Below are 24,085 nucleotides of genomic sequence, written 5' to 3' on the forward strand. Positions count from 1 at the left end.
ACCAATACCTGAATAACCTTCGTTCCAACAGACCGGGCCTGCTCAATCTATGCGAATGCGCCTTATGTTACTGGGCGGCGGGAATGCCCTCGGGCAGGCGCTGATTCGCCTCGGTGCAGAGGAAGACATCGGTTTCCTCGCACCCAAACCGCCCCAAGACGGCTGGGATGCCGCAAGCCTCACCCAATTGCTCGACGACACCCGTCCCGACGCGTTGATCAACCTCGCCTACTACTTCGACTGGTTCCAGGCCGAAGCGGTCAGCGAGCCCCGTCTGGCTGCCCAGGAGTTCGCCATCGAGCGCCTGGCCGAGCTGTGCCAGCACCACAGCATCACCCTGTTGCAGCCATCCAGCTACCGCGTGTTCGATGGCTCCCGCGCCACCGCCTACAGCGAAAAAGACGAGCCGGTGCCCCTGGGCCTGCGCGGCCAGGCGCTGTGGCGTATTGAACAGAGCGTGCGCGCCACCTGCCCGCAACATGTGTTATTGCGCTTTGGCTGGCTGCTGGATGACAGCGTCGACGGCACCCTCGGGCGCTTCCTGGCCCGGGCCGAGAAGCCGGATGAGTTGCTGATGGCGGACGACCGTCGCGGCAACCCGACACCGGTGGATGACGCGGCGCGGGTGATCATTTCGGTGCTCAAGCAACTCGATTGCGCGGCGCCGCTGTGGGGCACTTACCACTACGCCGGCCATGAGGCGACCACGCCGTTGGCGCTGGGCCAGGCGATCCTCACTGAAGCGCGCAACTACCACCCGCTGGCAATCGAATCCCCCACCGCCCAGGCCCACGCGGCCCGACCGGATGCGAGCGAAGAACCGCAACACGCGGTGCTCGCCTGCAAGAAAATCCTCCACACCTTCGGCATCAAGCCTCGGGCTTGGCGAGCGGGGTTACCGGCGTTGCTGGACCGGTTCTACCGCCATGGCTGACCCAACACAAAACCCAATGTGGGCATGAGCTAAATGTGGGAGGGGGCTTGCCCCCTCCCACATTGGTTTTTGTGTTGTTGGTCAGGTCGGTGTCAGAACTTGTAGCCGATACCCACCATGTAAACCATCGGGTCCACGTCCACATTGACCTTGGCGCGAGTGCCAGGGGCGACCGCGTTGTTTTCCACGGTGGCCTTGGTGCTGATGTCGATGTAGCGCGCCTGGGCGTTGATCATCCACTTGTCGTTGATCATGTAGTCGGCGCCGATCTGCGCGGCCCAGCCCCAGGAGTTCTCAGCCTTGAAGTTGCTGAAGCCTGCGCCTTGGGCACGGCTGCCGACGTGCTCGTCGTAGATCCAGGTGTAGTTGATACCGGCGCCCACGTACGGTTGGAAGGCCGACTTGTTGTCCAGCGGGTAGTACACGACGCTCAGGGTCGGCGGCAGGTGTTTCAGGGTGCCGAGCTTGCCGTTGGCGGCGCCGAGGGCGGTGCCCTTGATCTTCACGTCATGCTCGAACGGCGTGGCGGCCAGCAGTTCGATACCCACGTGATTGGTCAGCATGTAGGCGAAGTTCAGGCCCAACTGAGTGTCGCTGCTCATGGTCGCCTTGCCGCCCAGGTTGGCGCCGGCCAATGGGCCTTGGTCAACCTTGACGTGGCCGCTGTCGGCCTTCGGGTTCACGGTGATTGCACCAGCGCGAACCAGAATGTCGCCCGCTTCGTGAGCGTGTGCGACGGGGGCAACGAGGGCGAGCGCGAAGAGGGACGCGCCGAGCAGAGACTTGTTCATGGGAGCTCCAAAGGACGTTTAAAAGTTGTACGTCCAATGGTAAAGATCGTTCCGTTCGGTCTTTTGACTCAGCTCAATGAAAGGGCGATAAGCGTTATTCGGGCAATTCGTACATGTAAATCTTCTCGGCCTCCATCTGGTAACCGGCATCGGCCAGTTCGCTGGTGGACGGTTTGACCTGCATCGCGCCCTCGATCCAGTACGGCTGATACAGCTCATCGAGCTTCACGCCGATTTCGCTTTTGACATGCACGATCTGGTTCGACGGCGGCGGTGGCACATGGATGCACGCGCCGAAATACGGCACCAGCAAGAACTCGGTGGTGCGGCCGTTTTCGCTGACCTCCAGTGGCACGATGTAGCCGGGCAAGCGAATGTGCTGGCCATCAAGCGCTGGCACCACCGGTGCGTTGGGCAGGTCCTGCTTGGCTGCGGGTGCCGATTCCAGTGCATCCGCCATGCTGGAGAGATTGTGCAGTGGTTGCATGTTCGGCACTTCTGGCGGGGCATCCGGCGGTATCAGTTCCGACCACGTCAGTTCTTTGGGCTCGGCTGCCCAGGCGGGCAGGGCAAGCAGCAGCAACAGTGCAAACAGGACGCGACGCATCAAAGCCTTCCTCATAAACGTATGGACAGGCCATCGGCCAGGGATTGCCGATAGGCGCGCCACGCGGGCACGCTGCCCATCAACAGCGCGGCGCCCAGGATACCGGCGAGCAGCGTCCATTCATATTCGCTCGGCCACGACATCGGCAGGTCCAGACCGTAGTTGGCCTGCAGATACCCGCGCGACGCGGCGATGCACACGTAGAGCAAACCAACGCCCGCCACCACGCCGGACAGCGCCAGGGCGAAGGCTTCGAAGATCAGCAGCGTCGCGATATGCCAGGGCCGTGCGCCCACCGAACGCAAGATCGCCATTTCGCGGCGGCGCTCGTTGAGACTGGTGAGGATCGCCGTGAGCATGCCGATCAGGCCGGTAAGCACCACGAACAGCGAGATCACGAACAGCGCTTTTTCGGCGGTGCCCATCATGCTCCACAACTCTTGCAGCGCCACGCCAGGCAGAATCGCCAGCATCGGCTCGCCACGGAATTCGTTGATCTCCCGTTGCAGGGCGAAGGTGGAAATCTTGTTGTTCAGGCCGAGCATGAACGCGGTGATGGCTTGGGGCGTGAGGTCCATATTGCGCGCCTGGTCGGCGCTGATGCGGCCTTTGCCCTGGGCCGGTACGCCGTTGTGCCAGTCGATATGGATCGCTTCCATGCCGCCGAGGCTGATGTGCAAGGTGCGGTCCACCGGGGTGCCGGTGCGCTTGAGAATGCCGACCACGGTGAAGGGCTTGTCGTCGTGCTTGACCAGGCTGACCACTGCCACGCCATGGGCCAGCACCAGTTTGTCGCCAAGTTTGTAGTGCAACGCGTCGGCGACTTCGGCGCCCAGCACCACTTCGAATGGGTCGGTGGCGAAGGCACGACCGCTGGCCAGTTCGAGGTTCTGCTTGCGCCCGTACTGGTAGTGCTCGAAGTAGGACTCGTTGGTGCCCATCACGCGGTAGCCGCGATGGGAGTCGCCGAGGGAAATCGGAATCGCCCATTTCACCTGTGGGCTGGCGGCGAAGTGTTCGAAGCTGTCCCAGCGGATGTTGTTGGTGGCGTTGCCGATGCGGAATACCGAGTACAGCAACAGGTTCACCGAACCGGAACGGGCGCCGACGATCAGGTCGGTGCCGCTGATGGTACTGGCGAAACTGTTGCGCGCTTCAACGCGTACGCGCTCCACCGCGAGCAGCAAGCAGACTGAAAGCGCGATGGCGAACGCGGTGAGGATCGCGGTAAAGCGGCGGTTAGCCAGGCTGGCCATGGCTAGACGGAACAGATACATCTCAAACCTCTGCGGGCGTGGCGGCGCGATTGAGTTCGGCCAGCGACAGGTTGCGGTCGAACAGCGAGGCCAGGCTCTGGTCATGGCTGACAAACAACAAGCTGGCCCCGGCCTCGCGGCATTCGGCGAACAACAACTGAATGAACGCTTCACGGGCGTCGTAATCCAGGGCCGAGGTGGGTTCGTCGGCGATCACCAGTTCCGGTTGGCCGATCAGTGCGCGGGCTGCGGCCACCCGTTGTTGTTGGCCGATGGACAGTGAATCGGCGCGACGTTCCAACAAGCCAGGATCTTTCAAGCCCAAGTGCGCCAGCAAGGTGGCGGCGGCCTGGTCGACACTGCCGTGACGCTGCTTCGCCCGTTGTGCACGCAGCTTGGAAAAGTGACAAGGCAACTCGACGTTCTCGCGCACCGACAGAAACGGCAGCAGGTTGAACTGCTGGAAAATGTAGCCCGTGTGGTCGACGCGGAAACGATCGCGGGCGCCCGCCGACAGTTCGGTCAGCTCCTGGCCGAGCAGGCGAATGCTGCCCCGGCTGGGTTTCTGCACACCGCCCAGCAACCCGAGCAGAGTGGTTTTACCGCTGCCGCTCGGGCCTTTGAGAAACAGGGTTTCCCCTGCTTCCAGGCGGAAGGCGGGGATGTCCAGCAACTGTGGGTGACCGGGCCAGTTGAAGCCCAGGTCGGACAGTTCTATTAACGCTTGGGTCATAGGAAATCAGTGGTCTGGTGTGATTTTGATGATGACGCCGATCAAGTGTGGGAGCTGGCTTGCCTGCGATGCAAACGACTCGGTCCATCAGTAACACCGTGTTGATGCTTTCGCAGGCAAGTCAGCTCCCACAGTGATTGGGTTTTCAAATCAGAATTTGAGGGTGGCTGCCTGGTTCGTCGCTTCAACACCTTGCTGGCCGCTCGGGCCGATCAGTTGTACCTGAATTTTCTGGGTGGCGGGGAAGGTCTTGAACACCTGGGTCAGGTCCAGATTGCTCAGCGCCGTCGGTGTGGCGCAGGTGAACTGATAGTGGGCGTGGATTTCGCTGTGGTCGTGATGATGTTCGTGGGCGGCCGCGCCTTTACCGTCGGTGGCGTGGTCGTCATCGTCGGCATGATCGGCTTCAGGTTTGTCGCCGAACAGCGGGCTGTTGAGTTCCTGGGTGCTGACCACGCAGCCGGCGCCCTTGGGCAGGCTGAACAGGGCCTGTGGGTTCTCCAGCTGTTTGCGTGCGGCAGCGACCTTGGCTTTGTCGGCTGGGGTAGTGGCCTGGTGTTCGAAGCCCACGAGGTTCATGGCCGGGCTGTCAAATTCCAACTCCAGTGCCTGCCCGTCGAGTACGGCGTTAAGGCGGCCAACGCCATGTTCATGGGCGCCGAGGCTGCCGTGTTCATGCTCGTGATCGTCGTGAGCGTGGGCGACAGCCAGTGGCAGCAGGGCAAACGGCAAAGCGAGCAGCAGACGACGCATGAGAGGGCTCCAGAACATGAAAGTTTTGTTATGTGATCTTATAACAATAATGCCGGGAGTTTGAACGCCCGCTTGGCGTTGCGCAAGTCGCGTGGGAGCATGCCTGTCAGAAAAATGCAGGAGTAAGGACGATGTTGCGAATTCGTGGAACGGTCGGCGATCTGCCGGTGGATTTGACCTTGGAACTCGACGAGGGCGACTGGGCTCGGTTGGGCGCACAGTTGCAGGCTGCCCCCGCGCCAACGGCGACACCCGTTGCGCCAGTCAAACAGACCGATGATCTGTGGCAGAGCGCCCAGGAACTATTGCGCAAAGCCGGGCAGCTCAGCGGGTTGGAGTTGTTGGATCAACTGGAAGGGTTGGCCGGCGATGCTGCGTCCGGCAAGCGCTTGCTGGTGCGCTTGCGGCACAGTGCCAATGTGAAAGTGGCCAGCGGCGCCGATACGCCGCTGTACAGCTGGGTCGGCGCCTAGTACAGCGCGGCGAACAATTTGCGGCGATACACGGTGACCAGTGGATGGTCATTGCCCAGCAGTTCGAACACCTGCAGCAACGTCTTGTGCGGCAAACCTTCGCTGTAGCTGCGATTGCGGATAAACAGCTTCAGCAAACCTTCCAACGCCGCGTCGTATTGCTGGCGTGCCAGTTGTTGAATCGCCAGTTGATAGGCCGCTTCATCGTCTTGCGGGTTTTGCGCCAGGCGGCTTTTCAGCTCGGCGGCGTCGGGCAGGTCGGCAGCCTGACGCAGGAAAGTGATCTGTGCCTTGGCCCCGGCGAGCGCGGCTTTGTGATCGTCGCTTTTCACGGCATCCAGCACGGTCTGAGCTTCACCCAATTCACCGCGTTCAGCCAGGCAGCGCGCGTAGAGGATCAGCGCGGCAGCGTTGGTGTTGTCCTCGCCCAACAGCGCGACCAGCAGCGCTTCGGCATCGCTGATACGCCCATCGGCAAACAGCGCTTGAGCCTGTTCCAGTGGGTCGGCCGCAGCCGGCGGTGGCATCTGCACATGCGGCTCCAGCATCGCCCGCACCGCCGATTCCGGCTGCGCCCCGGCAAACCCGTCCACCGGCTGGCCATCCTTGAACAACACCACGGTCGGCAGGCTGCGAATACCAAAGCGCGCAACGATATCCTGCTCGGCCTCGCAATCGACCTTGGCCAGCAGCAGTTCGCCCTGATAACTCTCGGCGATCTGTGCCAGCAACGGCATCAGCGCCTTGCACGGCGCACACCACTCGGCCCAGAAATCCACCAGTACGGGCTTGTGGAACGAATTCTCGATCACCGCCTGGTCGAAGGTGGCAGTGGTGACATCGAAGATATACGGCGTGGGCTCACTCATGGGGCGTCTCGAATAAAGCGGGAATGGGGGCAACTATAAGGGCTGGCGCGGTTGGCTGAAAGCGCAAGAATCTACAGTGGGCTGATTTGTCTGGGGGGCGCCGATACCCTTTGTTGTTTTGACATGGAGTCGGGCCCTCAGGATAACTGTCTGTGTTATGAAATTACGTAAAAATTTCACAATGTAGACATAGGATTTAGGTGCGTAAAAAAATTAACTATTTACCACGATGCTCGGGAATGTTTGCGGTTCTATAAGGCTTCGTCGGTTAATGAGTTAGTGTTTATGTTTACTAAATTATCTGCATTTGTTTTTGTGGGGCTCAGTTATATATCGCAGCCTGTCAACGCTGAAATTGATATTGGCAGAGGAGTCGAGAATTTTGCGCCCGGCAGAGTACTGAATAATCAAGATGGGCTCTATGACTATTGGAGCGGTGTTGGGCGAATTCAAAGTCCCACCCGATGTGTTGGGACGCTGCTGGATACTAGAGTTGATGGAGTCGCCAAAGGTCCTGCTTATGTTTTGACGAATGGGCACTGCGTCAGTTGGGACGGGGGCGAGATTCTAAGAAATACCGACTTTGAGGGGACCATACAGTTCAAATTTTTTACAGGTCAAGAAAGTACCGCGAAAGCCTACCCGTTCAAGAAAGTCAATTGGAGCAGCATGCGCGGTGTGGATCTGGCCATTCTGGAGTTGCAGGCAAGCCTTGCCTCGGTGATTGAAGACGGTGTTCAACCTCTTTTATTTGGGCAGCGTCCTGATGAAGGCACGGATATTCTGGTGGTTGGCAGTAAAGGCATTGACCCCCTGCAGGTGGCCGCTTGCCAGTTGGAAAGCTCACCAGAAGTGGTTGAGGGTGTTTGGGTATGGCGCCATACCATGAAAAATAAGTGTAAAGGTATCGGGCCTGGCAGTTCTGGCAGCCCGATTATTGAGCGCTCTACCAATAAAATAGTAGGGCTGTTAAACACGGAGTATGATTACGGGGCGTATCAGTGTGGTATACACATGCCCTGCCAGATCAAGGATGGAAAATTTTACACGGAGATAACCAATTACGGGATTTCGACGGACAGGATCGACCGTTGCTTTGTTGACGGTGTATTTTCCGAAGACCCGGCGCGATGTGTATTGTTTCCCGCTTATTCGATTGTTGGCGATGTAGCGCGCCAACAGCAATATTATCTTCCTGAAGATTTAACTACGGGCTCGCCTGCCGTCTATCCAAAATGGAATATGCGATTCACCCTTGATAAACCGTTTTATCGCTACAAGGTGACCAGGCGGCCGAGGACGTGTGAGGTGGTGCATGGTTATAGCGACATAATAGACAGTGCTAACGCTTATATTAATGATGAGATTGGGCCGCAGGTGGGCATCCATACACTGTGTGTTATTGGTGTGGATAGTCGAGAAAGCTTGCCTTTTCCCGGGGTGATGAGAAATGCGCTGAATGCAGTGGTTGAGTTGAAGGCTGCTGATAAGAACGTTGAACCTTTGGTGCGATTTCGGAGCAATTGGTTTGGTAGATATGCTGAGTTTCGTCGTGCCCCGCCTTCGCGTAATCAATTCTTTATGAAGTACGGTCAGCCCGCGCAAGTGGATTGCACGACTCAGGATGGCTATACAGAGGTGGAATTTAAAGAGGGGCAAGGCACTTCTGTCGTTAAACTTGAGCCCCGGCCTGGCCTTGTGTGTGTCTATAGCAAAGACATCCGAGGCACTTCTTCACCGGTTGAGACTTATCCTTAGGTCCCACGTGCAAAGGCACACCGGCCTACCGTGTTAACGCCGTGAATGGTACAGGCTCACCTTGCGAAACTCCCAAGGCTCGGCCAGGTCCGGCAGGGTCAGGGCATCGAGGATGCCCAGGCGCTGATAATCCGGGTGTTGGAAGTCGCGCACGCGCGAATCCGCCACCAGCGCTTCGCGGCCACGGGTCAGGAACTGATCCAGCAGCGGCAGGTTCGCGCGGTCGTAGAGCACGTCGGCCACCAGGATCAGGTCGAAGCGATCGGCTTCGGCGAAGAAATCCGCCGAATAACCCAGCTCTACGCCATTGAGTTCGGCATTCGCCCGGCAGGACGCCAGCGCCAGTGGGTCCAGGTCGCAGGCCACCACTTCCAGGGCGCCCGCCTTGACGGCGGCAATCCCGGCCACACCGGAGCCGGCGCCAAAGTCCAGCACACGTTTACCGGCGACCCATTCAGGGTTCGCCGCCAGATAGCGCGCCAAGGCCAAGCCACTGGCCCAGCAAAAACTCCAGTAGGGCGGTTCATGCAGGATGCGCCGGGTTTCTTCGGGGCTAAAGGCGCGGTCCATGTTGTCCGCATCCAGCAGCCACAACGACAACCCAGTGCCCGGCAGCGGGCAGGGCGCCAATTGCGCGTCGCCGATCAGTTCGCTGAGGGCGGCTTGCAGGCCAAGCGGTGGTGTCATGGGGCCTTGACGAGTTGCAGGGGGCCGGTGGTCTGGGTGATCGCCTGGGTGATGCGCACGGCGGGCAGGTGCAGGATCAACTGGCCGGACTGGCTGGCGCGACCGCGCAATTCAACCCGGGCACCAGCCGGGAACGCTTCAGGATTGAAGCGCAGGCGGAAGGCCAGGGGCTTGCCGTTGCCGGTCAGCACGCTGCTGGCCAGCAATTGTTGCGGGCGCGAGCGGTCGTCGATCACCAACAGCGCCATCTCCACTTCGGCACCGGCCGGAATGTTGGTCAGGCTGCCGCTTATTTCACGCTGATAGGCGGGCAGGGGGCCGAGTTCTTCAATGCCCGGGACTTTTTTCTCTTGCGCGGGCGTCGGTTGAGGCGTGGTCGGTTTGGGGGCTTCGCTGCTGCAGGCGACCAGGAAACTGAACAGGGTGAGCAAAACAAGTGGTCGTAACTGCATGTACGGCTCCAGAAAGGACAAAATCCGTGGCTTAAAAAATATGAAACATAATAGTCAGCCTATATACCGTAAAGGCTATGGCTTGTCTTGCCACGGGGATGCGCTACCATGGCCCTCCCTTTATTTGTTGCCTGCCTACCATGCACTGTCCCTTCTGCGGTGCCAACGACACCAAGGTCATTGACTCGCGTCTGGTCGCCGAGGGCGATCAAGTGCGTCGCCGGCGCGAATGCCTGGCCTGCGGTGAACGTTTCACCACCTTCGAAACCGCCGAACTGGTATTGCCGCGCCTGATCAAATCCGACGGCAGCCGCCAGCCTTTCGACGAAGAAAAACTGCGCGCCGGTATGCAGCGTGCCCTGGAAAAACGCCCGGTGAGTGTCGAGCGGCTGGAGGCGGCGCTGGTGCATATCAAGCACAAGCTGCGTGCGACCGGCGAGCGCGAGGTCAAGAGCCTGGTGGTAGGAGAGTTGGTGATGGGCGAGCTGCAAAAGCTCGACGAAGTCGCCTACATCCGTTTCGCCTCGGTGTATCGACGCTTCCAGGACCTCAATGAGTTCCGCGAAGAGATCGACCGCCTGGCCCGGGAGCCTGCCAAAGAATGAACCCACCGTCTGCCGAACAAGCGGTGCTCGACGCCCATTACATGGCCCGCGCCTTGGAACTCGCGCGCAAAGGCTTGTACACCACCCATCCCAACCCGCGTGTAGGTTGTGTGATCGTGCGCGATGGGCAGGTTGTCGGCGAAGGCTGGCATGAGCGCACCGGCGAGCCCCATGCCGAACCCAACGCCCTGCGTGCCGCTGGTGACAAGGCCCGTGGCGCCACGGTGTACGTAACCCTCGAGCCGTGCAGCCACCATGGGCGCACACCGCCCTGCGCCGATGCCCTGGTCACGGCCGGTGTCGCCCGTGTCGTGGCCGGCATGCAGGACCCTAACCCCGAAGTGGCCGGGCGCGGCATGCAGCGTCTGGCGCAAGCCGGGATCGAGGTCTTGAGTGGCGTGCTGGAAGCCCAGGCCCGCGCGTTGAATCCGGGATTCCTCAAGCGCATGGAGCACGGCCTGCCCTTCGTGCGGGTCAAGCTGGCGATGAGCCTGGACGGCCGCACTGCCATGGCCAGCGGCGAAAGCCAATGGATCACCGGCCCTGCGGCCCGCGCTGCCGTGCAGCGCCTGCGTGCCGAGGCCAGTGTGGTGCTGACCGGCGCCGACACGGTGTTGGCCGACGGCGCCCGCCTGACCGTGCGCGCCGCCGAACTCGGCCTGGACGAAGCCACCACTGCGCTGGCCATGTCGCGCCCGCCGTTGCGCGTGCTGATCGATGGCCGTTTGCGCGTGCCGCTCAACGCACCGTTCTTCAAGGCCGGGCCGGCGCTGGTCATCACCTGCGTGACCCCGGAAAACCAGTTTCCCCGTGGCCCCGAGTGCCTGGTGGTGCCCGGCGTTGACGGCCAGGTCGACCTGCGTTCGGCGCTGGTCGCCTTGGCCGCCCGTGGCGTCAACGAAGTGTTGGTGGAGGCAGGCCCAAGCCTGGCGGGCGCCTTTGCCCAGCAAGGCCTGGTGGATGAGTACGTGATATTCGTCGCCGGCAAGTTCCTGGGCTCCGCTGCCCGGCCTTTGCTGGACTGGCCGCTTGAGAAACTGGCCGATGCCCCCCAACTCAAGATCACTGAAATGCGCGCTGTAGGCGACGACTGGCGAGTCACTGCCATCCCGCTTCCACCCGCGAGCGTATAATTCTGACCGGGCGCTCAAGTGCCCGTCCCGTTTTCCAGGAGAAGGCCATGTTCACCGGCATTATCGAATCCATCGGCAGCATCCGCGCCATGACCCCCAAAGGCGGCGACGTGCGCCTGCTGGTTGAAACCGGCAAGCTGGACCTGGGCGACGTCAAGCTGGGCGACAGCATCGCCGTCAGCGGCGTGTGCCTCACCGTCATCGACCTGCCGGGCAACGGCTTTGCCGCCGATGTCAGCCGGGAAACCCTGGACTGCACCGCGATGAACGACCTCAAGGCCGGCAGCCCGGTGAACCTGGAAAAAGCCCTGACCCCGACCACCCGCCTCGGCGGTCACCTGGTCAGCGGCCACGTCGACGGCGTCGGCGAAGTGGTAGCGCGCAGCGAAAACGCGCGTGCCGTGGAATTCCGCATCCGCGCGCCCAAAGAGCTGGCCAAGTACATCGCCCACAAAGGCTCGATCACCGTCGATGGCACCAGCCTCACCGTGAACGCCGTGAACGGCGCCGAATTTGAACTGACCATCATTCCCCACACCCTCAGCGAAACCATCATGGCGTCTTACCAGCCAGGTCGCCGGGTGAACCTGGAAGTGGACTTGCTTGCCCGTTACCTGGAGCGCCTGTTGTTGGGCGAAAAGGCCGCAGAGCCTGCAACCGGGAACATCACCGAAAGTTTTCTGGCCGCTAACGGCTACCTGAAATCCTGACCAAGGGGGTGCCGCGTGGCGCTCAATAGCATCGAAGAACTGGTTGAAGACATCCGCCAAGGCAAGATGGTCATCCTGATGGATGACGAAGACCGCGAGAACGAAGGCGACATCATCATGGCCGCCGAGGCCTGCAAGCCTGAGCACATCAACTTCATGGCCAAGTACGCCCGCGGGCTGATCTGCTTGCCCATGAGCCGCGAGCGCTGCGAGTTGCTCAAGTTGCCGCTGATGGCGCCGCGCAATGGCTCGGGTTTTGGCACCAAGTTCACTGTATCGATCGAGGCCACTACCGGCGTCACCACCGGCATTTCCGCCGCCGACCGCGCCCGCACCGTGCAAGCCGCTGCTGCCAAGGACGCCAAGGCCGAAGACATCGTCAGCCCCGGCCACATCTTCCCGCTGATGGCCCAGCCGGGTGGCACCCTGGCCCGTGCCGGCCACACCGAAGCCGCCTGCGACCTGGCGCGCATGGCCGGTTTCGAGCCCTGCGGCGTGATCTGCGAAGTGATGAACGACGACGGCACCATGGCCCGTCGTGCTGAACTCGAAGCCTTTGCCGCCGAACACAACATCAAGGTGGGCACCATTGCCGACCTGATTCACTACCGCATGATCCACGAACGTACCGTTCAGCGGATTGCCGAGCAGCCACTGGACAGCGAACTGGGCCAATTCAATTTGGTGACCTACCGTGATTCCGTGGAAGGCGACGTGCACATGGCGTTGACCCTGGGCACCATTTGCGCCGAAGAGCCGACCCTGGTGCGTGTGCACAACATGGACCCATTGCGCGACCTGCTGATGGTCAAGCAACCGGGTCGCTGGAGCCTGCGCGCTGCCATGGCTGCGGTCTCCGAGGCCGGCAGTGGTGTGGTGCTGCTGCTCGGTCACCCGCTGGATGGCGATGTGCTGCTGGCGCATATCCGCGAAACGGCGGACCACACGCCGGTGAAAAAACCGACCACCTACAGCATCGTCGGGGCCGGTTCGCAGATCCTGCGTGACCTGGGCGTGCGCAAAATGCGCCTGATGAGCGCACCGATGAAATTTAATGCGATATCCGGTTTCGACCTGGAAGTAGTAGAATACGTGCCCTCCGAATAAAGGCCGGCGATTTTCGCCCCTTGTTCGCGGTTCAAATATCACTAAGGGACGCGTCATACACGCGTCCCGGCTCTTTAAGAGATTTGTCGAATGACCCTGAAGACCATCGAAGGTACCTTCATCGCCCCCAAAGGCCGCTATGCCCTGGTGGTTGGCCGCTTCAACAGCTTCGTGGTTGAAAGCCTGGTAAGCGGTGCCGTTGACGCCCTGGTTCGCCACGGTGTGAGCGAAAGCGACATCACCATCATCCGTGCCCCTGGCGCCTTCGAAATTCCACTGGTTGCGCAGAAAGTTGCTCAACAGGGTGAATACGCGGCGATCATCGCCTTGGGCGCGGTCATTCGTGGCGGCACGCCGCACTTCGAATACGTGGCTGGCGAATGCACCAAGGGCCTGGCCCAGGTGTCCATGGAGTTCGGCGTACCGGTTGCGTTCGGCGTGCTGACCGTGGATTCCATCGAGCAAGCCATCGAGCGTTCCGGCACCAAGGCCGGCAACAAAGGCGCTGAAGCTGCCCTGTCCGCCCTGGAAATGGTCAGCCTGCTGTCGCAGTTGGAGGCCAAGTGATTTCCGACGAGAGCGACAACTTCAACCCGCGCGAGCCACGTCCAGCCGATGCTGGCAAGCCTTCGAAGAACGAGAAGCGTCGCGCTGCTCGTCAGTTGGCGACCCAGGCGCTGTATCAGCGTCACCTGGCGGGCGCGTCGTTGAACGAGATCGAAGCACAGTTTCGCGTCGACAACGATTTCACCTTGGCCGACCTGCCGTATTTCCACGACATCTTGCACGGTGTGCACGCGCACCTGACCGAGATCGACACCGCCCTGGCGCCTTGCCTGGACCTGACCATCGAAGAGCTGGACCCGGTTGAGCTGTGCGTGATGCGCCTGTCGGCTTGGGAGCTGCTGTATCGCGTCGACGTGCCGTACCGCGTGGTGATCAACGAAGGTATCGAACTGGCGAAAGTCTACGGTTCGACCGACGGCCACAAGTTCGTCAACGGCGTGCTCGACAAGCTGGCCCCGCGCCTGCGTGAAGCCGAAGTGAAGGCGTACAAGCGCTGAATCGCGCTTGAAACCTGAATGGGCGAGTTTGAGCTGATCCGCAACTACTTCGCCGCCGCGCCTTGTGCGCAGGGCGGCGAAGGCATTGCCCTGGGTATCGGCGATGACTGCGCCTTGCTGGCACTTCCCGCTGGGGAGCAGTTGGCAATCTCCACCGATACTTTGGTCGCCGGGGTGCATTTTGCCGACCCTTGTGACCCGTTCCTGCTGGGCCAGCGCTCGTTGGCCGTGGCGGTGAGCGACCTGGCGGCGATGGGCGCCACCCCCCTCGCATTTACCCTTGCCCTGACCACACCAACCGTCGATGCCGATTGGCTGCAACGCTATGCCCAGGGGTTGAACCTCATGGCGCAAAACTGTGGTGTGGGTCTGGTGGGCGGCGATACCACCCGCGGCCCCCTGAGTTTGACGCTGACCGTGTTCGGTCGCGTGCCGGCCGGGCAAGCCTTGACCCGCAGCGGTGCGCAGCCGGGTGACCTGCTGTGTGTCGGCGGCGAGCTGGGCAATGCCGCCGGCGCCTTGCCGTTGGTATTGGGCCAGCGCAGCGCCGACGCAGCCATCGCCGAGCCCTTGCTCGCTCATTACTGGTCGCCGCAACCGCAGTTGGCCCTGGGTCTGGCGCTGCGTGGCAAGGCTACGTCTGCGATGGATATTTCCGACGGGCTCCTGGCCGATTGCGGGCATATCGCGATGGCGTCAAAGGTCAGCCTGTTGATCGAACGCGAGCGGTTGCCAATGTCCCAGGCACTGTTGGCGTTTGTCGGCGATGATGACGCGCGCGTGGCAGCCCTGAGTGGGGGCGACGACTATGTGCTGGCGTTCACCCTGCCACCTGTCGAACTGGCACCGTTGCTGGCCGATGGCTGGCCGATCCATGTGATCGGCCGGGTCGAAGCGGGGCAGGGCGTCACGTTGCTCGATGGCAGCGGGCAGGACATCACCCCGGCCATCCGTGGTTATCAGCATTTTCGCGAGACACCCTGAATCGGCAAGCTGCGCTACCCTGTGTAGCGTTATCACGCATGCAAGGCCCCGTAGGAGGTCGTCACCATGGATGTGCGCCGTTGGCTGCTGATCGTACTGTGTGTCTTCACAGCGGTGGTCCAGGCGCAGGAGGTGCCCGGCAAGGTCATGCTGGCGAGTGAGGAATGGAGCGACTACACCAACAAAGACGGCACGGGCCTGGCCTGGGACGTACTGCGTCAGGTCTTCGAGCCGGCCGGCATCAACTTGCAGACCCGTTCCGTGCCCTACACGCGCTCGGTCGGCCTGGCCCAGCGCGGCGAGGTGGATGGTTGGGTCGGTTCCTACCGCGATGAAGCCGAAGGTGTGTTGTACCCCCACTGGAACTTCGATTCCGACCACATCTACGCCCTGGGGCTGGCCAGCACACCGACGCCCACCATCGCCACGCTGGGTAACTACCGCCTGGCCTGGGTGCGCGGCTACAAGTACGAGGAGTACTTGCCCAATGTGCGCCGTTTCAACCAGGTCGAGCGTCGCGATGGCATTTTGGCAATGCTGCTACATGGCCGTGCGGACTTCTACATTGATGCGTTGGCCGAGGCCAAGTACGTGCTCAGTCAGGCGGATGATCCCTCGAAGTTCACGCTGACGCCGATTGCCGAACTGCCGTTGTACATCGGGTTTGCCGATAACGAGCAGGGCCGGGGCTTGATGGCTGTCTTTGACCAGCGCATGGCGGCCCTGGTGAAAAGCGGTGAGTTAAAGCCGATATTCGAGCGCTGGAAACAACCCTATCCGTTCTGACGTGCATAGAACCAGGTCGAAGGCCAATCGAACCTATTGATCTTTATCAGCGATAATTCAGCTTAAGCGTCTGTAGGAACCTGCTGTTACAATGGCCGCCTCTGTAAAAACTGAAATCAGGAGCACACGGTGCCCGTCGTTTTCGTCGCCGCTTCCAAGCTGCCTACCCCTTTTGCCACGTTCACCATGAACGGCTTTCTCGAAGAAGCCACCGGGCGCGAGCACGTCGTGCTCAGCCTGGGCGATATCGCCGATGGCGCACCGGTGCTTGGCCGGGTGCACTCCGAATGCCTGACCGGTGATGCGTTGTTCAGCCAGCGTTGCGACTGTGGTTCGCAACTGGAGGCCGCCATGCGCGCGATCGCCCGTGAAGGCCGAGGTGTGCTGTTGTACCTGCGCCAGGAAGGCCGTGGCATTGGCCTGATGAACAAGATCCGCGCCTACGAGCTGCAAGATGGCGGCGCCGATACCGTCGAGGCCAACGAGCGCCTGGGCTTTGCCGCCGATCAGCGTGACTACGCGATCTGCCTGCCGATGCTCGAGCACCTGGGCGTCAAATCCCTGCGCCTGATGACCAATAACCCGCGCAAGGTCAAAGCCTTGACCGAGATGGGCATCACTGTGGCCGAGCGTGTGCCGCTGCACACCGGGCACAACCCGCACAACAAACTCTACCTGGCCACCAAGGCCAGCAAGCTTGACCATATGATGGGCAACGAGCACCAGGGCGAGGTCGACCGCGCGTGACCCGAGGCCAGGTGAAACGGCGACTGTCCTTCAATTGGTGGCAGTACCTGGCCCTGGCGCTGCTCCCCCTGTTGGTGCTCAACCTGGTGTTCGGCCAGGCCGAATCCCTGCTGCCGGTGCTGGCCATGCCGTTCTTCATTGCCGGCGTGGCCTCGATGTTCCTCAGCCTGCGCTACTTCAACGGCTATAAACACGCGTTGATTGCCACCTCCAAAGCCCTCGATACCCCCGAAGAACCGGCTGCCTGGATCACCCTGGCGGCGCGTCGGCGCACGGCGTTGCTGGTTGCCGCCGTACCGGCCTGGGTCGGTGCGTTGTCGGTCTTCGTCGGGTTGGAAGCGGTGCCACTGTTTCTGTTGGCGCTGTCGACCGTGGTGCTGTTCTACCTCTACCGCATTCCCCGTCAACTGGGATGATTCGCCACTGGCTGGCCGTGTTGCTGGTATTCAGTGCCCAGGCGCTGGCGGCCGAGCGAGTGGTGAGCCTGGCGCCGTCCCTGTCTGAAATCGTGGTCGAACTGGGCGCAGCCGATGTGCTGGTGGGCGTGCTCGACGGCGGCGAACGCCCGGCGGCCTTGGCGCAGGTGCCGTCAGTGGGGCATTACGGTCAGTTGGACATGGAGCGCCTGCTCAGCCTCAAGCCCGACCTGATCCTGCTCTGGCCCGGCAGCGTCGGCCCGGCCCAGCGCGAGCAATTGCAGCGCCTGAATATCCCGGTGTACGTCGCCGAACCCCATAGCCTTGAACAGCTCACCACCCAGGTCCAGGCCATTGCCGAGCAATTGGGCCGCGCTGACGCGGGTCGACAGTTGGCCGCGCAGTTGCGCCAACGCCTGGCCGAGCTGCGACAGCGCTATCAGCGCGCCGAGCCATTGCGCGTGTTTTACCAGGTATGGAATAAGCCGCTGTACACCGTGGGTGGCGGGCAGATCATCAGCGATGCGTTAAAGGTATGCGGCGCGCGCAATGTGTTTGATGACCTCAAGCTGCCGGCCCCGCAGGTGAGCATTGAGTCGGTGTTGCAGCGTGATCCCGAGATGATTCTGGTGGGCGACCAGGCGCAGAAGGAGGCCTGGAAGGTCTGGCCGACGATGGCTGAGCGGGTGCGACTGGTGCCGGATAAAGGCCTGGAGCGGCCCAGCGGGCAGATGCTGGAAGCCGTAGCCCGATTGTGTGAGGTAATCGCGTCCCGCTAGAGGTCCGGCGTCCAGGTCACGCCAACCATCAGCGCCCGGCCTTCTTCCCGGTAGCCATATTGCTGGCCTTGGTACTGATACAGCGCCCGGCTGTAGGCCTTGTCCAGCAAGTTATCGAGCTTCATGCTCAGCGTGACTTCACGGTTCAGCGTCCAACTGGCGCGCAGCCCGAGCAATCCATAGCCAGCCAACGGTTGCTGGTTCTTCGCGTCGTCGTAGCTGCTGCTGACCGCTTGCCAGCTGGCGCCGACGCCGAATTGGTCGAATTGGCGATCCAGGTCCAGGCTCACGGTGCGCCTGGCGCGACGCGCCAGCGTATGTCCGGAATCGCGATCTCGTGGATCAATCAGTGCCAGTCCCAGGCTGCCTTGCCAGCCGAACAGCTCTTGCTTGAGCGCGGCTTCGAAGCCGTTGATGCGTGCCGAACTGACGTTTTGCGGGCCGTCGCTGCCGAACACGATCGCATCCTGGATATCGGTGCGGTACAGCGAAGCTTCCAGGCGGCTGGTGTCGCTGAGTTGGCTACGCCATTGCAGTTCGTAGCTTTTCGAGGTTTCGGGCTTCAGGTTTGGGTTGCTGTTCTTGAAGCCGTATTCGTCCGGGTAATACAGGTCATTGAACGTCGGGGCGCGGAAGCCCTCGCTGTAGCTCAGCAGCAGGTCGTTGTCCGGGTTGACTGGCAACGTGAGCGTGCCGCTCCAGCTGTTCTGCCCGCCAAACTGCTGGTTCTGGTCACGCCGCAGGCCCAGCTCGGTGGAAAACCATTCGCCATGGAAGCGATGCTGCACAAAGGCCGCGCGGTTCCAGCGACTGTTTTCGGTGAGGGTGGTGGAGCCGTGGAAGCGGTCCTCGTACCAGTCACCGCCGAGAATCATGCTGTTCTGCTCATTCAGTGTCAGGTCGTTCTGCCAGTTGACCGACTCGCGGTAAGTGTTGAACACACTGAAGTCATCACTGAGGGTGTCGCGCTTGGTGTCGCGGTTCTCGCTATGGCCCAGCTCCAGGCGCGATTGCCAGCGCTCGTTGAGCGTGGCGTCGACATAGCCGCTGGCGCTGCTCACGGTGTAGTCGGTGTAGGGCTTTTGCCCCACCGTTTGCCCGGTGGCGACGTCGTAGCGGCCAAAGCTGTTGTCGTACTCCGACTTGCCGCGGTTATCCAACAGGTTGAACCCCGCCTCCAGCGCATCGCTGAAGGAATGGCTGAGGTTCAGGCTGAGGGACTGGTTGCGGTAGGCGTCATGATCGCCATCGCTGGGGAATGAGGTGTGCGTCGAGTTGATGCCGGCGGTCTCATCCAGGCTCGCGCCAAGGTTGAAGCGCGTGTATTCATCGCCACCGGACAGGCCGAGGCTGCGCTCCCAGGTCTTGTTGCTGCCAAACCCGAGCTTCAGACGCGGTTGCAGGCCTTGCCCGGCATTGCGCCGGGTAAACACCTGGATCACCCCGCCAATCGCATCGCTGCCGTAGATTACCGAACGTGAACCGCGCAGCACTTCCACCCGTTCGATCTGGTCGACGTTCAGGTAGTGCAAGCCGCTGTCGCCGGAGGTGCTATTGGCAATGCGCTGGCCGTCCACCAACACCAGGCTTTGTGCGGATTTGGTGCCACGGATATAAATTCCCGGCAGGCTGCCGCGACCACCGGTAGGCGCTACCTGCACGCCGGGTACGCGGCTGATCAGGTCAGTGAGGCTGTTGGGTTGCAGGCGGTCGATGTCGTCGCGGGTGAACACGGTGTTGGCGGCGCTGCTGTCGTTGCGCGCCTGGACCTGGCGGTTGGCGCTGATGACCACGTTGGGAAGTTTCAGTGCGTCGTCGCGGGTGTCGGCTAGCAATTCCGAAGAGGGCAGGAGCAGCAGGGGCAGGGCGAGGCGAAGGCGATTCATGGGCTGTCCATAGCATTTGAAGGTGATGCAAATCAAATGTGGGAGGGGGCTTGCCCCCGATAGCGTCGTGTCAGTCAGCAAAATTTTGGCTGATCCACCGCTATCGGGGGCAAGCCCCCTCCCACCTTTTGATCCGGTTTCTACCGGCCGATCAACGCCATGCGCTCACGCACCGACGCCTCGATACCGGCCTCGTCCAACCCACACTCGGCCAGCATCTGCGCCGGCTTGGCGTGTTCGACGTACACATCCGGCAAGCCCAGGTGCAGCACCGACTTGAGGATATTCTCCCGCGCCAGGAACTCGCTGACCGCCGCACCGGCGCCACCCATGATTGCGTTTTCTTCTACGGTCACCAGCAGCTCATGGTTGCCGGCGATCTCACGCACCAGGGCTTCATCCAGGGGTTTGACGAAACGCATGTCGACCACGGTGGCGTCGATCTTCTCGGCGACCTTGAGCGCTTCGGCCAATTGCACGCCGAATACCAGAAAGGCGGCCTTGCTGCCTTGGCGACGCACGATGCCCTTGCCGATCTCGATAGGCTCAAGGTCCTTTTCGATCACTGCATTCGGGCCATTGCCGCGCGGGTAGCGCACGGCGGCCGGGCCGTTGTACAGGTGGCCGGTGCTGAGCATCTTGCGCAGTTCGTTTTCATCACTTGGCGTCATCACCAGCATGCCGGGGATGCAACGCAGGTAGGACAGGTCGAAGCTGCCGGCGTGGGTCGGGCCGTCTTCGCCCACCAGGCCGGCGCGGTCGATGGCGAACAGTACGTCGAGGTTCTGCACTGCCACGTCATGCACCAACTGGTCGTAGCCACGCTGCAGGAACGTGGAGTAGATCGCCACTACTGGCTTGGCGCCTTCGCAGGCCATGCCGGCGGCAAACGTGACCGCGTGCTGCTCGGCAATTGCCACGTCGAAGTAGCGCAGCGGGAAACGCTCGCTGAACGCCACCAGGTCGGAGCCTTCCTTCATCGCCGGGGTAATGCCCACCAGGCGCGGATCGGCGGCGGCCATGTCGCACAGCCATTCGCCGAACACACCGGAGTACTTCGGCCCGCTGGCCTTTTTCGGCGCGGCGGCAGGAGCGTGCAGGGGTTCCAGCTTGGTGATGGCGTGATAGCCAATCGGGTCGACTTCCGCCGGGGCGAAGCCTTTGCCTTTCTTGGTGACGATATGCAGGAACTGCGGGCCCTTGAGGTCACGCATGTTGCGCAGCGTGGCGATCAGGGTCGGCAGGTCGTGGCCATCGATGGGACCGATGTAATTCCAGCCCAACTCTTCGAACAGCGTGCCGGGCACCAGCATGCCTTTGGCATACTCTTCGGTGCGCCGGGCAATTTCCCACGCGCCGGGCAGGCGCGAGAGCACCTTCTTGCTGCCTTCGCGCATGCTCGCGTACGTGCGGCTGGAAAGGATCTTGGCCAGGTAATTGGACAGGCCACCGACGTTGCGCGAGATCGACATATCGTTGTCGTTGAGGATCACCAGCATATTGGCGTCCACTTCCGGTGCATGGTTGAGCGCTTCGAACGCCATGCCAGCGGTCAGCGCGCCATCACCGATCACCGCGATCGCCTTGCGGTCGCTGCCTTGCAGGCGGGCGGCAATCGCCATGCCCAGCGCGGCACTGATGGAGGTGCTGGAGTGGCCGACGCCAAAGGTGTCGTACTCGCTCTCGGTGCGGCGCGGGAAGGCGGCAATGCCGTCCTTCTGGCGCAGGGTGCCCATTTGCTCGCGGCGGCCCGTGAGGATTTTATGCGGGTACGCCTGATGGCCCACGTCCCACACCAGCCGGTCGTCCGGGGTGTCGAACACGTAATGCAGGGCGATGGTCAGCTCGATGACGCCCAGGCCGGCACCAAAATGCCCACCGGTCTGGCCGACCGTGTAGAGCAATTCCAGGCGCAACTCATCGGCCAGGGTTTCCAGCTCGGCTTCACCGAGTCGACGCAGGCCGGCCGGCGTGACAGCACGGTCGAGCAGGGGCGTGGACGGGCGCTTGCGGGGAATCTCTTGAAACGTCGTGGGCATCAGGCGAATCGTTATAGGTATAGAAGAGGCGGCAGTTTACCTCAAGCATCGCAAACTGCCCACGCGGAGCGCCGAACTTGGCCGATATGCGGCCGCAAAGGCCGCCGTTATCAGTGCCGACGTTCGACGATATACCGCGCCAGGTCACGCAGTGGCTCGGCCGCCGCGTCGAAAGGTCGCAGGGCATCCAGGGCCTGGTCGCGCAGTTCCAGGGCATAGGCCTTGGCGGCTTGCAGCCCGAGCAGCGCAGGATAAGTCGGTTTGTCCCGAGCGATATCGGCGCCCTGGCGTTTGCCCAGGGTGGCGGTGTCACTTTCTACGTCGAGAATGTCGTCCTGCACCTGGAATGCCAGGCCAATGGCCCGCGCGTAGGTCTTCAGCGCAGCCAACTGAGCGGCTTCGGCCCGCCCGCTGGCAAGTGCTCCCAAGTGTACGGCAGCTTCGATCAGGGCACCGGTCTTGTGGCGGTGCATGTATTCCAGCGCCTGTTGATCAAGCTTCCGGCCGACCGAGCCGAGGTCGATGGCCTGGCCGCCGACCATGCCGGCCGGGCCTGCCGCCATCGCCAGGGCGGTGACCATGCGCAAGCGGATCTCGGCATTCACGCTGCTCAATGCCGGGTCCAGCAGTGCGCTGAACGCCAGGCTTTGCAGGCCATCACCGGCGAGGATCGCGCAGGCTTCATCGAAGGCTTTGTGGGTGGTGGGCTGGCCGCGACGCAAATCGTCGTCGTCCATCGCCGGCAAATCGTCATGCACCAGGGAGTAGGCGTGGATCAACTCCACCGCACAGGCCGCGCCGTTGGCCTGTTCGGCGTCTGCGCCCAAGGCTTCGCACGCTGCATAGGCCAGCAACGGACGCACGCGCTTGCCGCCATTCATCACGCTGTAGCGCATGGCTTCATAAAGACGCTTGAGTTCGGGGCTTGGCGCAACAAACAAGGGTTCCAACGCCGTATTGACCCGGGCTTGGCTACTGGCCTGATACGCGTCGATCATTCGGGCTGTTCCGCATCGAAAGGTTCTTCGGCCAACTCCCCGTCACGTTCCAGCAACACCTGCACCTTCTGCTCCGCCTGCGCCAGCGCGCTCTGGCAGTCACGGGTCAGGCCGATGCCTTGCTCAAACGCCGTCAGCGAGTCTTCCAGCGACAACTCGCCGTTCTCCAGCCGCTCGACCAGGGTTTGCAGGTCGGCGAGGGATTGTTCGAAATCGAGTGCAACTTTTTTGCGGGCCATGGCGGCTATTCCGGTAGACGGTAAACCGGCGGGACACTAGCAGACATGGGGATTCTGGGCAAATGAGCGGGGGAGGGTGTTCAGGCGGTGAGCCGAATAAGCGCCCTATTCGGCTCATCAAATGAGCCGTATACCCATTTTATTCGGCTCACCGCCGGTCAGGATCTTTGCGCCATTGACGAGCATTGTTCTTGTGATGTTTTCAACTGTGCTTCAAATGTCTGCAATCCCACGTGCATTTCCTGTAGCGCGGCAATTTTCAGGGCTAGTTCCTGCTTCTTGTCTGCGATTGCCTGGTCCGCCCGCTCCCAGGGCAATACATCGCCTACGTGACCTGCAAGAATCTCCTGCAACTCCTTGAGTTTGAACCCCAATTGCTGCGCGCACTTGATAAACATCAACAGCTCAATGTTCTGCGCCGAATAGACCCGGTATTGGCCCTGACGCCGCGGTTCTGGCAGCAGTCCGATCGCCTCATAGTGACGAATCGCCTTGATGGTCGTGCCCGACAACTGCGCGGCTTTGCCGATGTACATGAAAACTCCTTTTTTCCGTTAAAGCGCCGGCCTGTTTCAGCCATGTATCCCGCTGCGCCGCAGTGGAGCCCAGCACCGGCCCGAACAGCAGTGTCTTTGCAGTCTTGACACCACAAAGCCCCAGCGTGGTCTTGCGCATCTGGTGAATGCCCGGCATGCGATAGAACCAACGGTAATACCATGGCGGCGTGTCCAGGGTCACCAGTAGATGTGCCGTTCGGCCGTGGAGCAGTTTGTCAGGAAAAGCCTTGCCCGCTCGGTATTTAAAGGCAAAACCGGGTAGGAAGATTCGGTCGATAAAGCCCTTCATCAACGCCGGGATGCCACCCCACCAGATCGGGAAAACAAATGTCAGGTGAGTGGCCCAGAGGATGTCGGATTGCGCGCTGAGCAGGTCGGGCTCCAGCGGCTGAATCTGGGTGTAACCGTGATGAAGGACGGGGTCGAAAGCCAGGTCGCCCAAGCGTACGACACGTACTTCATGGCCGGCGGTTTTTGCCGCCTGGATGTAGGTATCGGCCAGGGCTGAACAAAAGCTGGAGGCGGAAGGATGGCCGAGGATCACCAGGGTACGCGGGGTCATGGGGAGGTCCTGAACAGGGTGTTCCAGGGTAAAGGCTGCTGTATAGGGGAGAGTCAAGTCAGTAGTCCGCAATGGCCAGCAGGACGTTTCTGTGGTTATTGAAGGGGCCTTCCTGGAACGACCTTCGCCCCTTGTGACCGTCAATGCGCCTGACTAGCCT

At 61.5% G+C, this 24,085-nt stretch carries 28 protein-coding genes; 14 read left to right on the forward strand and 14 right to left on the reverse strand.

What is annotated here, in order from left to right:
• The first annotated feature begins 49 nt into the window (after positions 1-49).
• A complete protein-coding gene (locus BM110_RS24285) occupies positions 50-934 on the forward strand; it encodes a sugar nucleotide-binding protein (RefSeq protein WP_083351508.1) in 885 nt (294 codons plus the stop codon).
• Between the two features lie 92 nt (positions 935-1,026).
• Here BM110_RS24285 and BM110_RS24290 read toward each other — a convergent pair whose 3' ends face one another.
• The 5 genes from BM110_RS24290 to BM110_RS24310 form a co-directional block, all read right to left on the reverse strand.
• Positions 1,027-1,725 (reverse strand): OmpW/AlkL family protein, encoded by a 699-nt coding sequence (locus tag BM110_RS24290; RefSeq protein WP_071489849.1) that lies wholly within the window; start codon positions 1,723-1,725, stop codon positions 1,027-1,029.
• Positions 1,726-1,819: 94 nt separating this feature from the next.
• Positions 1,820-2,332 (reverse strand): DUF3299 domain-containing protein, encoded by a 513-nt coding sequence (locus BM110_RS24295; RefSeq protein ID WP_071493720.1) that lies wholly within the window; start codon positions 2,330-2,332, stop codon positions 1,820-1,822.
• An 11-nt stretch (positions 2,333-2,343) separates the two neighbouring features.
• Positions 2,344-3,609, reverse strand: a complete 1,266-nt coding sequence (locus tag BM110_RS24300; RefSeq protein ID WP_016978529.1) for an ABC transporter permease — start codon at positions 3,607-3,609, stop codon at positions 2,344-2,346.
• A gap of 1 nt (position 3,610) precedes the next feature.
• Positions 3,611-4,321, reverse strand: a complete 711-nt coding sequence (locus tag BM110_RS24305; RefSeq protein WP_093514294.1) for an ABC transporter ATP-binding protein — start codon at positions 4,319-4,321, stop codon at positions 3,611-3,613.
• 150 nt (positions 4,322-4,471) lie between these two features.
• Complete coding sequence (locus BM110_RS24310) at positions 4,472-5,074, reverse strand: DUF2796 domain-containing protein (protein WP_092250553.1); 603 nt, start codon at positions 5,072-5,074, stop codon at positions 4,472-4,474.
• Between the two features lie 131 nt (positions 5,075-5,205).
• Between BM110_RS24310 and BM110_RS24315 the strand changes: the two genes are divergently transcribed.
• Positions 5,206-5,547: a hypothetical protein gene (locus tag BM110_RS24315; RefSeq protein ID WP_092250554.1), complete on the forward strand. Its 342-nt coding sequence runs from the start codon at positions 5,206-5,208 to the stop codon at positions 5,545-5,547.
• On the opposite strand, the gene trxA is transcribed toward BM110_RS24315, so the two are convergent.
• A complete protein-coding gene (gene trxA, locus BM110_RS24320; protein ID WP_092250557.1) occupies positions 5,544-6,416 on the reverse strand; it encodes a thioredoxin in 873 nt (290 codons plus the stop codon). The two genes, BM110_RS24315 and trxA, sit on opposite strands and share 4 nt — an antisense overlap.
• 285 nt (positions 6,417-6,701) lie before the next feature.
• Here trxA and BM110_RS24325 point away from each other — a divergent pair, with 285 nt between their 5' ends.
• A complete protein-coding gene (locus BM110_RS24325) occupies positions 6,702-8,174 on the forward strand; it encodes a trypsin-like serine peptidase (RefSeq protein WP_092250560.1) in 1,473 nt (490 codons plus the stop codon).
• A gap of 33 nt (positions 8,175-8,207) precedes the next feature.
• On the opposite strand, the gene BM110_RS24330 is transcribed toward BM110_RS24325, so the two are convergent.
• Together BM110_RS24330 and BM110_RS24335 are read right to left on the reverse strand one after the other, a co-directional pair.
• Entirely contained in the window at positions 8,208-8,861 is a 654-nt protein-coding gene (locus tag BM110_RS24330) for a class I SAM-dependent methyltransferase (protein WP_092250563.1), read from the reverse strand.
• Entirely contained in the window at positions 8,858-9,313 is a 456-nt protein-coding gene (locus tag BM110_RS24335; RefSeq protein WP_093125597.1) for a YbaY family lipoprotein, read from the reverse strand. The genes BM110_RS24330 and BM110_RS24335 overlap by 4 nt, the downstream gene beginning before the upstream one ends.
• 140 nt (positions 9,314-9,453) lie before the next feature.
• Here BM110_RS24335 and nrdR point away from each other — a divergent pair, with 140 nt between their 5' ends.
• The 11 genes from nrdR (at position 9,454) to BM110_RS24390 (ending at position 17,644) form a co-directional block, all read left to right on the forward strand.
• Positions 9,454-9,918: a transcriptional regulator NrdR gene (gene nrdR / locus BM110_RS24340; protein WP_010206843.1), complete on the forward strand. Its 465-nt coding sequence runs from the start codon at positions 9,454-9,456 to the stop codon at positions 9,916-9,918.
• Positions 9,915-11,051 (forward strand): bifunctional diaminohydroxyphosphoribosylaminopyrimidine deaminase/5-amino-6-(5-phosphoribosylamino)uracil reductase RibD, encoded by a 1,137-nt coding sequence (ribD, locus tag BM110_RS24345; RefSeq protein ID WP_071489858.1) that lies wholly within the window; start codon positions 9,915-9,917, stop codon positions 11,049-11,051. Before nrdR ends, ribD begins: the two co-directional genes overlap by 4 nt.
• A gap of 47 nt (positions 11,052-11,098) precedes the next feature.
• Positions 11,099-11,761, forward strand: coding sequence for a riboflavin synthase (locus BM110_RS24350; protein ID WP_071489859.1), 663 nt, complete (start codon positions 11,099-11,101; stop codon positions 11,759-11,761).
• A 15-nt stretch (positions 11,762-11,776) separates the two neighbouring features.
• A complete protein-coding gene (ribBA, locus tag BM110_RS24355; protein ID WP_093514295.1) occupies positions 11,777-12,868 on the forward strand; it encodes a bifunctional 3,4-dihydroxy-2-butanone-4-phosphate synthase/GTP cyclohydrolase II in 1,092 nt (363 codons plus the stop codon).
• Between the two features lie 90 nt (positions 12,869-12,958).
• Complete coding sequence (gene ribE, locus BM110_RS24360) at positions 12,959-13,435, forward strand: 6,7-dimethyl-8-ribityllumazine synthase (RefSeq protein WP_003176356.1); 477 nt, start codon at positions 12,959-12,961, stop codon at positions 13,433-13,435.
• Positions 13,432-13,932, forward strand: coding sequence for a transcription antitermination factor NusB (gene nusB, locus BM110_RS24365; RefSeq protein WP_093514296.1), 501 nt, complete (start codon positions 13,432-13,434; stop codon positions 13,930-13,932). The genes ribE and nusB overlap by 4 nt, the downstream gene beginning before the upstream one ends.
• 18 nt (positions 13,933-13,950) lie before the next feature.
• Entirely contained in the window at positions 13,951-14,916 is a 966-nt protein-coding gene (gene thiL / locus BM110_RS24370; protein ID WP_093125603.1) for a thiamine-phosphate kinase, read from the forward strand.
• Between the two features lie 66 nt (positions 14,917-14,982).
• The gene (locus BM110_RS24375; RefSeq protein ID WP_092250575.1) at positions 14,983-15,702 is read left to right on the forward strand and encodes a substrate-binding periplasmic protein; all 720 of its coding nucleotides are present in this window, start codon (positions 14,983-14,985) and stop codon (positions 15,700-15,702) included.
• Positions 15,703-15,831: 129 nt separating this feature from the next.
• Complete coding sequence (ribA, locus tag BM110_RS24380; RefSeq protein WP_016978544.1) at positions 15,832-16,449, forward strand: GTP cyclohydrolase II; 618 nt, start codon at positions 15,832-15,834, stop codon at positions 16,447-16,449.
• A complete protein-coding gene (locus BM110_RS24385; RefSeq protein ID WP_093125609.1) occupies positions 16,446-16,865 on the forward strand; it encodes a nuclear FMR1 interacting 1 family protein in 420 nt (139 codons plus the stop codon). The genes ribA and BM110_RS24385 overlap by 4 nt, the downstream gene beginning before the upstream one ends.
• On the forward strand, positions 16,862-17,644 hold the full coding sequence (locus BM110_RS24390; protein WP_093125614.1) for a cobalamin-binding protein: 783 nt from the start codon (positions 16,862-16,864) through the stop codon (positions 17,642-17,644). Before BM110_RS24385 ends, BM110_RS24390 begins: the two co-directional genes overlap by 4 nt.
• Here the strand turns inward: BM110_RS24390 and BM110_RS24395 are convergent.
• From BM110_RS24395 to BM110_RS24420, 6 genes are all read right to left on the reverse strand, one after another.
• Positions 17,641-19,530 carry a TonB-dependent receptor domain-containing protein gene (locus BM110_RS24395; RefSeq protein WP_093514297.1) on the reverse strand — a complete coding sequence of 630 codons (1,890 nt, stop codon included), beginning with the start codon at positions 19,528-19,530 and terminating at the stop codon, positions 17,641-17,643. The genes BM110_RS24390 and BM110_RS24395 overlap by 4 nt on opposite strands.
• 140 nt (positions 19,531-19,670) lie before the next feature.
• Positions 19,671-21,569: a 1-deoxy-D-xylulose-5-phosphate synthase gene (dxs, locus tag BM110_RS24400; protein WP_093514298.1), complete on the reverse strand. Its 1,899-nt coding sequence runs from the start codon at positions 21,567-21,569 to the stop codon at positions 19,671-19,673.
• A 110-nt stretch (positions 21,570-21,679) separates the two neighbouring features.
• Positions 21,680-22,567, reverse strand: a complete 888-nt coding sequence (gene ispA, locus BM110_RS24405) for a (2E,6E)-farnesyl diphosphate synthase (RefSeq protein WP_093514299.1) — start codon at positions 22,565-22,567, stop codon at positions 21,680-21,682.
• Positions 22,564-22,806, reverse strand: coding sequence for an exodeoxyribonuclease VII small subunit (locus BM110_RS24410; RefSeq protein ID WP_003176346.1), 243 nt, complete (start codon positions 22,804-22,806; stop codon positions 22,564-22,566). Before BM110_RS24410 ends, ispA begins: the two co-directional genes overlap by 4 nt.
• A gap of 158 nt (positions 22,807-22,964) precedes the next feature.
• Positions 22,965-23,342: a MerR family transcriptional regulator gene (locus tag BM110_RS24415; protein ID WP_093514300.1), complete on the reverse strand. Its 378-nt coding sequence runs from the start codon at positions 23,340-23,342 to the stop codon at positions 22,965-22,967.
• Complete coding sequence (locus BM110_RS24420; RefSeq protein ID WP_093514301.1) at positions 23,281-23,925, reverse strand: NAD(P)H-dependent oxidoreductase; 645 nt, start codon at positions 23,923-23,925, stop codon at positions 23,281-23,283. Before BM110_RS24420 ends, BM110_RS24415 begins: the two co-directional genes overlap by 62 nt.
• Positions 23,926-24,085 lie beyond the last annotated feature (160 nt).

This window comes from Pseudomonas sp. NFPP28 (assembly GCF_900115535.1).
Taxonomy (GTDB): Bacteria; Pseudomonadota; Gammaproteobacteria; order Pseudomonadales; family Pseudomonadaceae; genus Aquipseudomonas; species Aquipseudomonas extremorientalis.

What these genes read in the sequence shown, in the direction of transcription:
- dxs (WP_093514298.1), bottom strand. Translation starts at nt 21,569, where the DNA reads ATGCCCACGACGTTTCAAGAGATTCCCCGCAAGCGCCCGTCCACGCCC.
- trxA (WP_092250557.1), bottom strand. Translation starts at nt 6,416, where the DNA reads ATGAGTGAGCCCACGCCGTATATCTTCGATGTCACCACTGCCACCTTC.
- ispA (WP_093514299.1), bottom strand. Translation starts at nt 22,567, where the DNA reads ATGATCGACGCGTATCAGGCCAGTAGCCAAGCCCGGGTCAATACGGCG.
- BM110_RS24325 (WP_092250560.1), top strand. Translation starts at nt 6,702, where the DNA reads ATGTTTACTAAATTATCTGCATTTGTTTTTGTGGGGCTCAGTTATATA.
- BM110_RS24310 (WP_092250553.1), bottom strand. Translation starts at nt 5,074, where the DNA reads ATGCGTCGTCTGCTGCTCGCTTTGCCGTTTGCCCTGCTGCCACTGGCT.
- BM110_RS24295 (WP_071493720.1), bottom strand. Translation starts at nt 2,332, where the DNA reads ATGCGTCGCGTCCTGTTTGCACTGTTGCTGCTGCTTGCCCTGCCCGCC.
- ribD (WP_071489858.1), top strand. Translation starts at nt 9,915, where the DNA reads ATGAACCCACCGTCTGCCGAACAAGCGGTGCTCGACGCCCATTACATG.
- BM110_RS24415 (WP_093514300.1), bottom strand. Translation starts at nt 23,342, where the DNA reads ATGTACATCGGCAAAGCCGCGCAGTTGTCGGGCACGACCATCAAGGCG.
- ribE (WP_003176356.1), top strand. Translation starts at nt 12,959, where the DNA reads ATGACCCTGAAGACCATCGAAGGTACCTTCATCGCCCCCAAAGGCCGC.
- BM110_RS24285 (WP_083351508.1), top strand. Translation starts at nt 50, where the DNA reads ATGCGAATGCGCCTTATGTTACTGGGCGGCGGGAATGCCCTCGGGCAG.
- BM110_RS24330 (WP_092250563.1), bottom strand. Translation starts at nt 8,861, where the DNA reads ATGACACCACCGCTTGGCCTGCAAGCCGCCCTCAGCGAACTGATCGGC.
- BM110_RS24315 (WP_092250554.1), top strand. Translation starts at nt 5,206, where the DNA reads ATGTTGCGAATTCGTGGAACGGTCGGCGATCTGCCGGTGGATTTGACC.
- BM110_RS24420 (WP_093514301.1), bottom strand. Translation starts at nt 23,925, where the DNA reads ATGACCCCGCGTACCCTGGTGATCCTCGGCCATCCTTCCGCCTCCAGC.
- BM110_RS24305 (WP_093514294.1), bottom strand. Translation starts at nt 4,321, where the DNA reads ATGACCCAAGCGTTAATAGAACTGTCCGACCTGGGCTTCAACTGGCCC.
- BM110_RS24375 (WP_092250575.1), top strand. Translation starts at nt 14,983, where the DNA reads ATGGATGTGCGCCGTTGGCTGCTGATCGTACTGTGTGTCTTCACAGCG.
- nrdR (WP_010206843.1), top strand. Translation starts at nt 9,454, where the DNA reads ATGCACTGTCCCTTCTGCGGTGCCAACGACACCAAGGTCATTGACTCG.
- BM110_RS24395 (WP_093514297.1), bottom strand. Translation starts at nt 19,530, where the DNA reads ATGAATCGCCTTCGCCTCGCCCTGCCCCTGCTGCTCCTGCCCTCTTCG.
- BM110_RS24300 (WP_016978529.1), bottom strand. Translation starts at nt 3,609, where the DNA reads ATGTATCTGTTCCGTCTAGCCATGGCCAGCCTGGCTAACCGCCGCTTT.
- BM110_RS24410 (WP_003176346.1), bottom strand. Translation starts at nt 22,806, where the DNA reads ATGGCCCGCAAAAAAGTTGCACTCGATTTCGAACAATCCCTCGCCGAC.
- BM110_RS24290 (WP_071489849.1), bottom strand. Translation starts at nt 1,725, where the DNA reads ATGAACAAGTCTCTGCTCGGCGCGTCCCTCTTCGCGCTCGCCCTCGTT.
- thiL (WP_093125603.1), top strand. Translation starts at nt 13,951, where the DNA reads ATGGGCGAGTTTGAGCTGATCCGCAACTACTTCGCCGCCGCGCCTTGT.
- BM110_RS24335 (WP_093125597.1), bottom strand. Translation starts at nt 9,313, where the DNA reads ATGCAGTTACGACCACTTGTTTTGCTCACCCTGTTCAGTTTCCTGGTC.
- BM110_RS24350 (WP_071489859.1), top strand. Translation starts at nt 11,099, where the DNA reads ATGTTCACCGGCATTATCGAATCCATCGGCAGCATCCGCGCCATGACC.
- BM110_RS24390 (WP_093125614.1), top strand. Translation starts at nt 16,862, where the DNA reads ATGATTCGCCACTGGCTGGCCGTGTTGCTGGTATTCAGTGCCCAGGCG.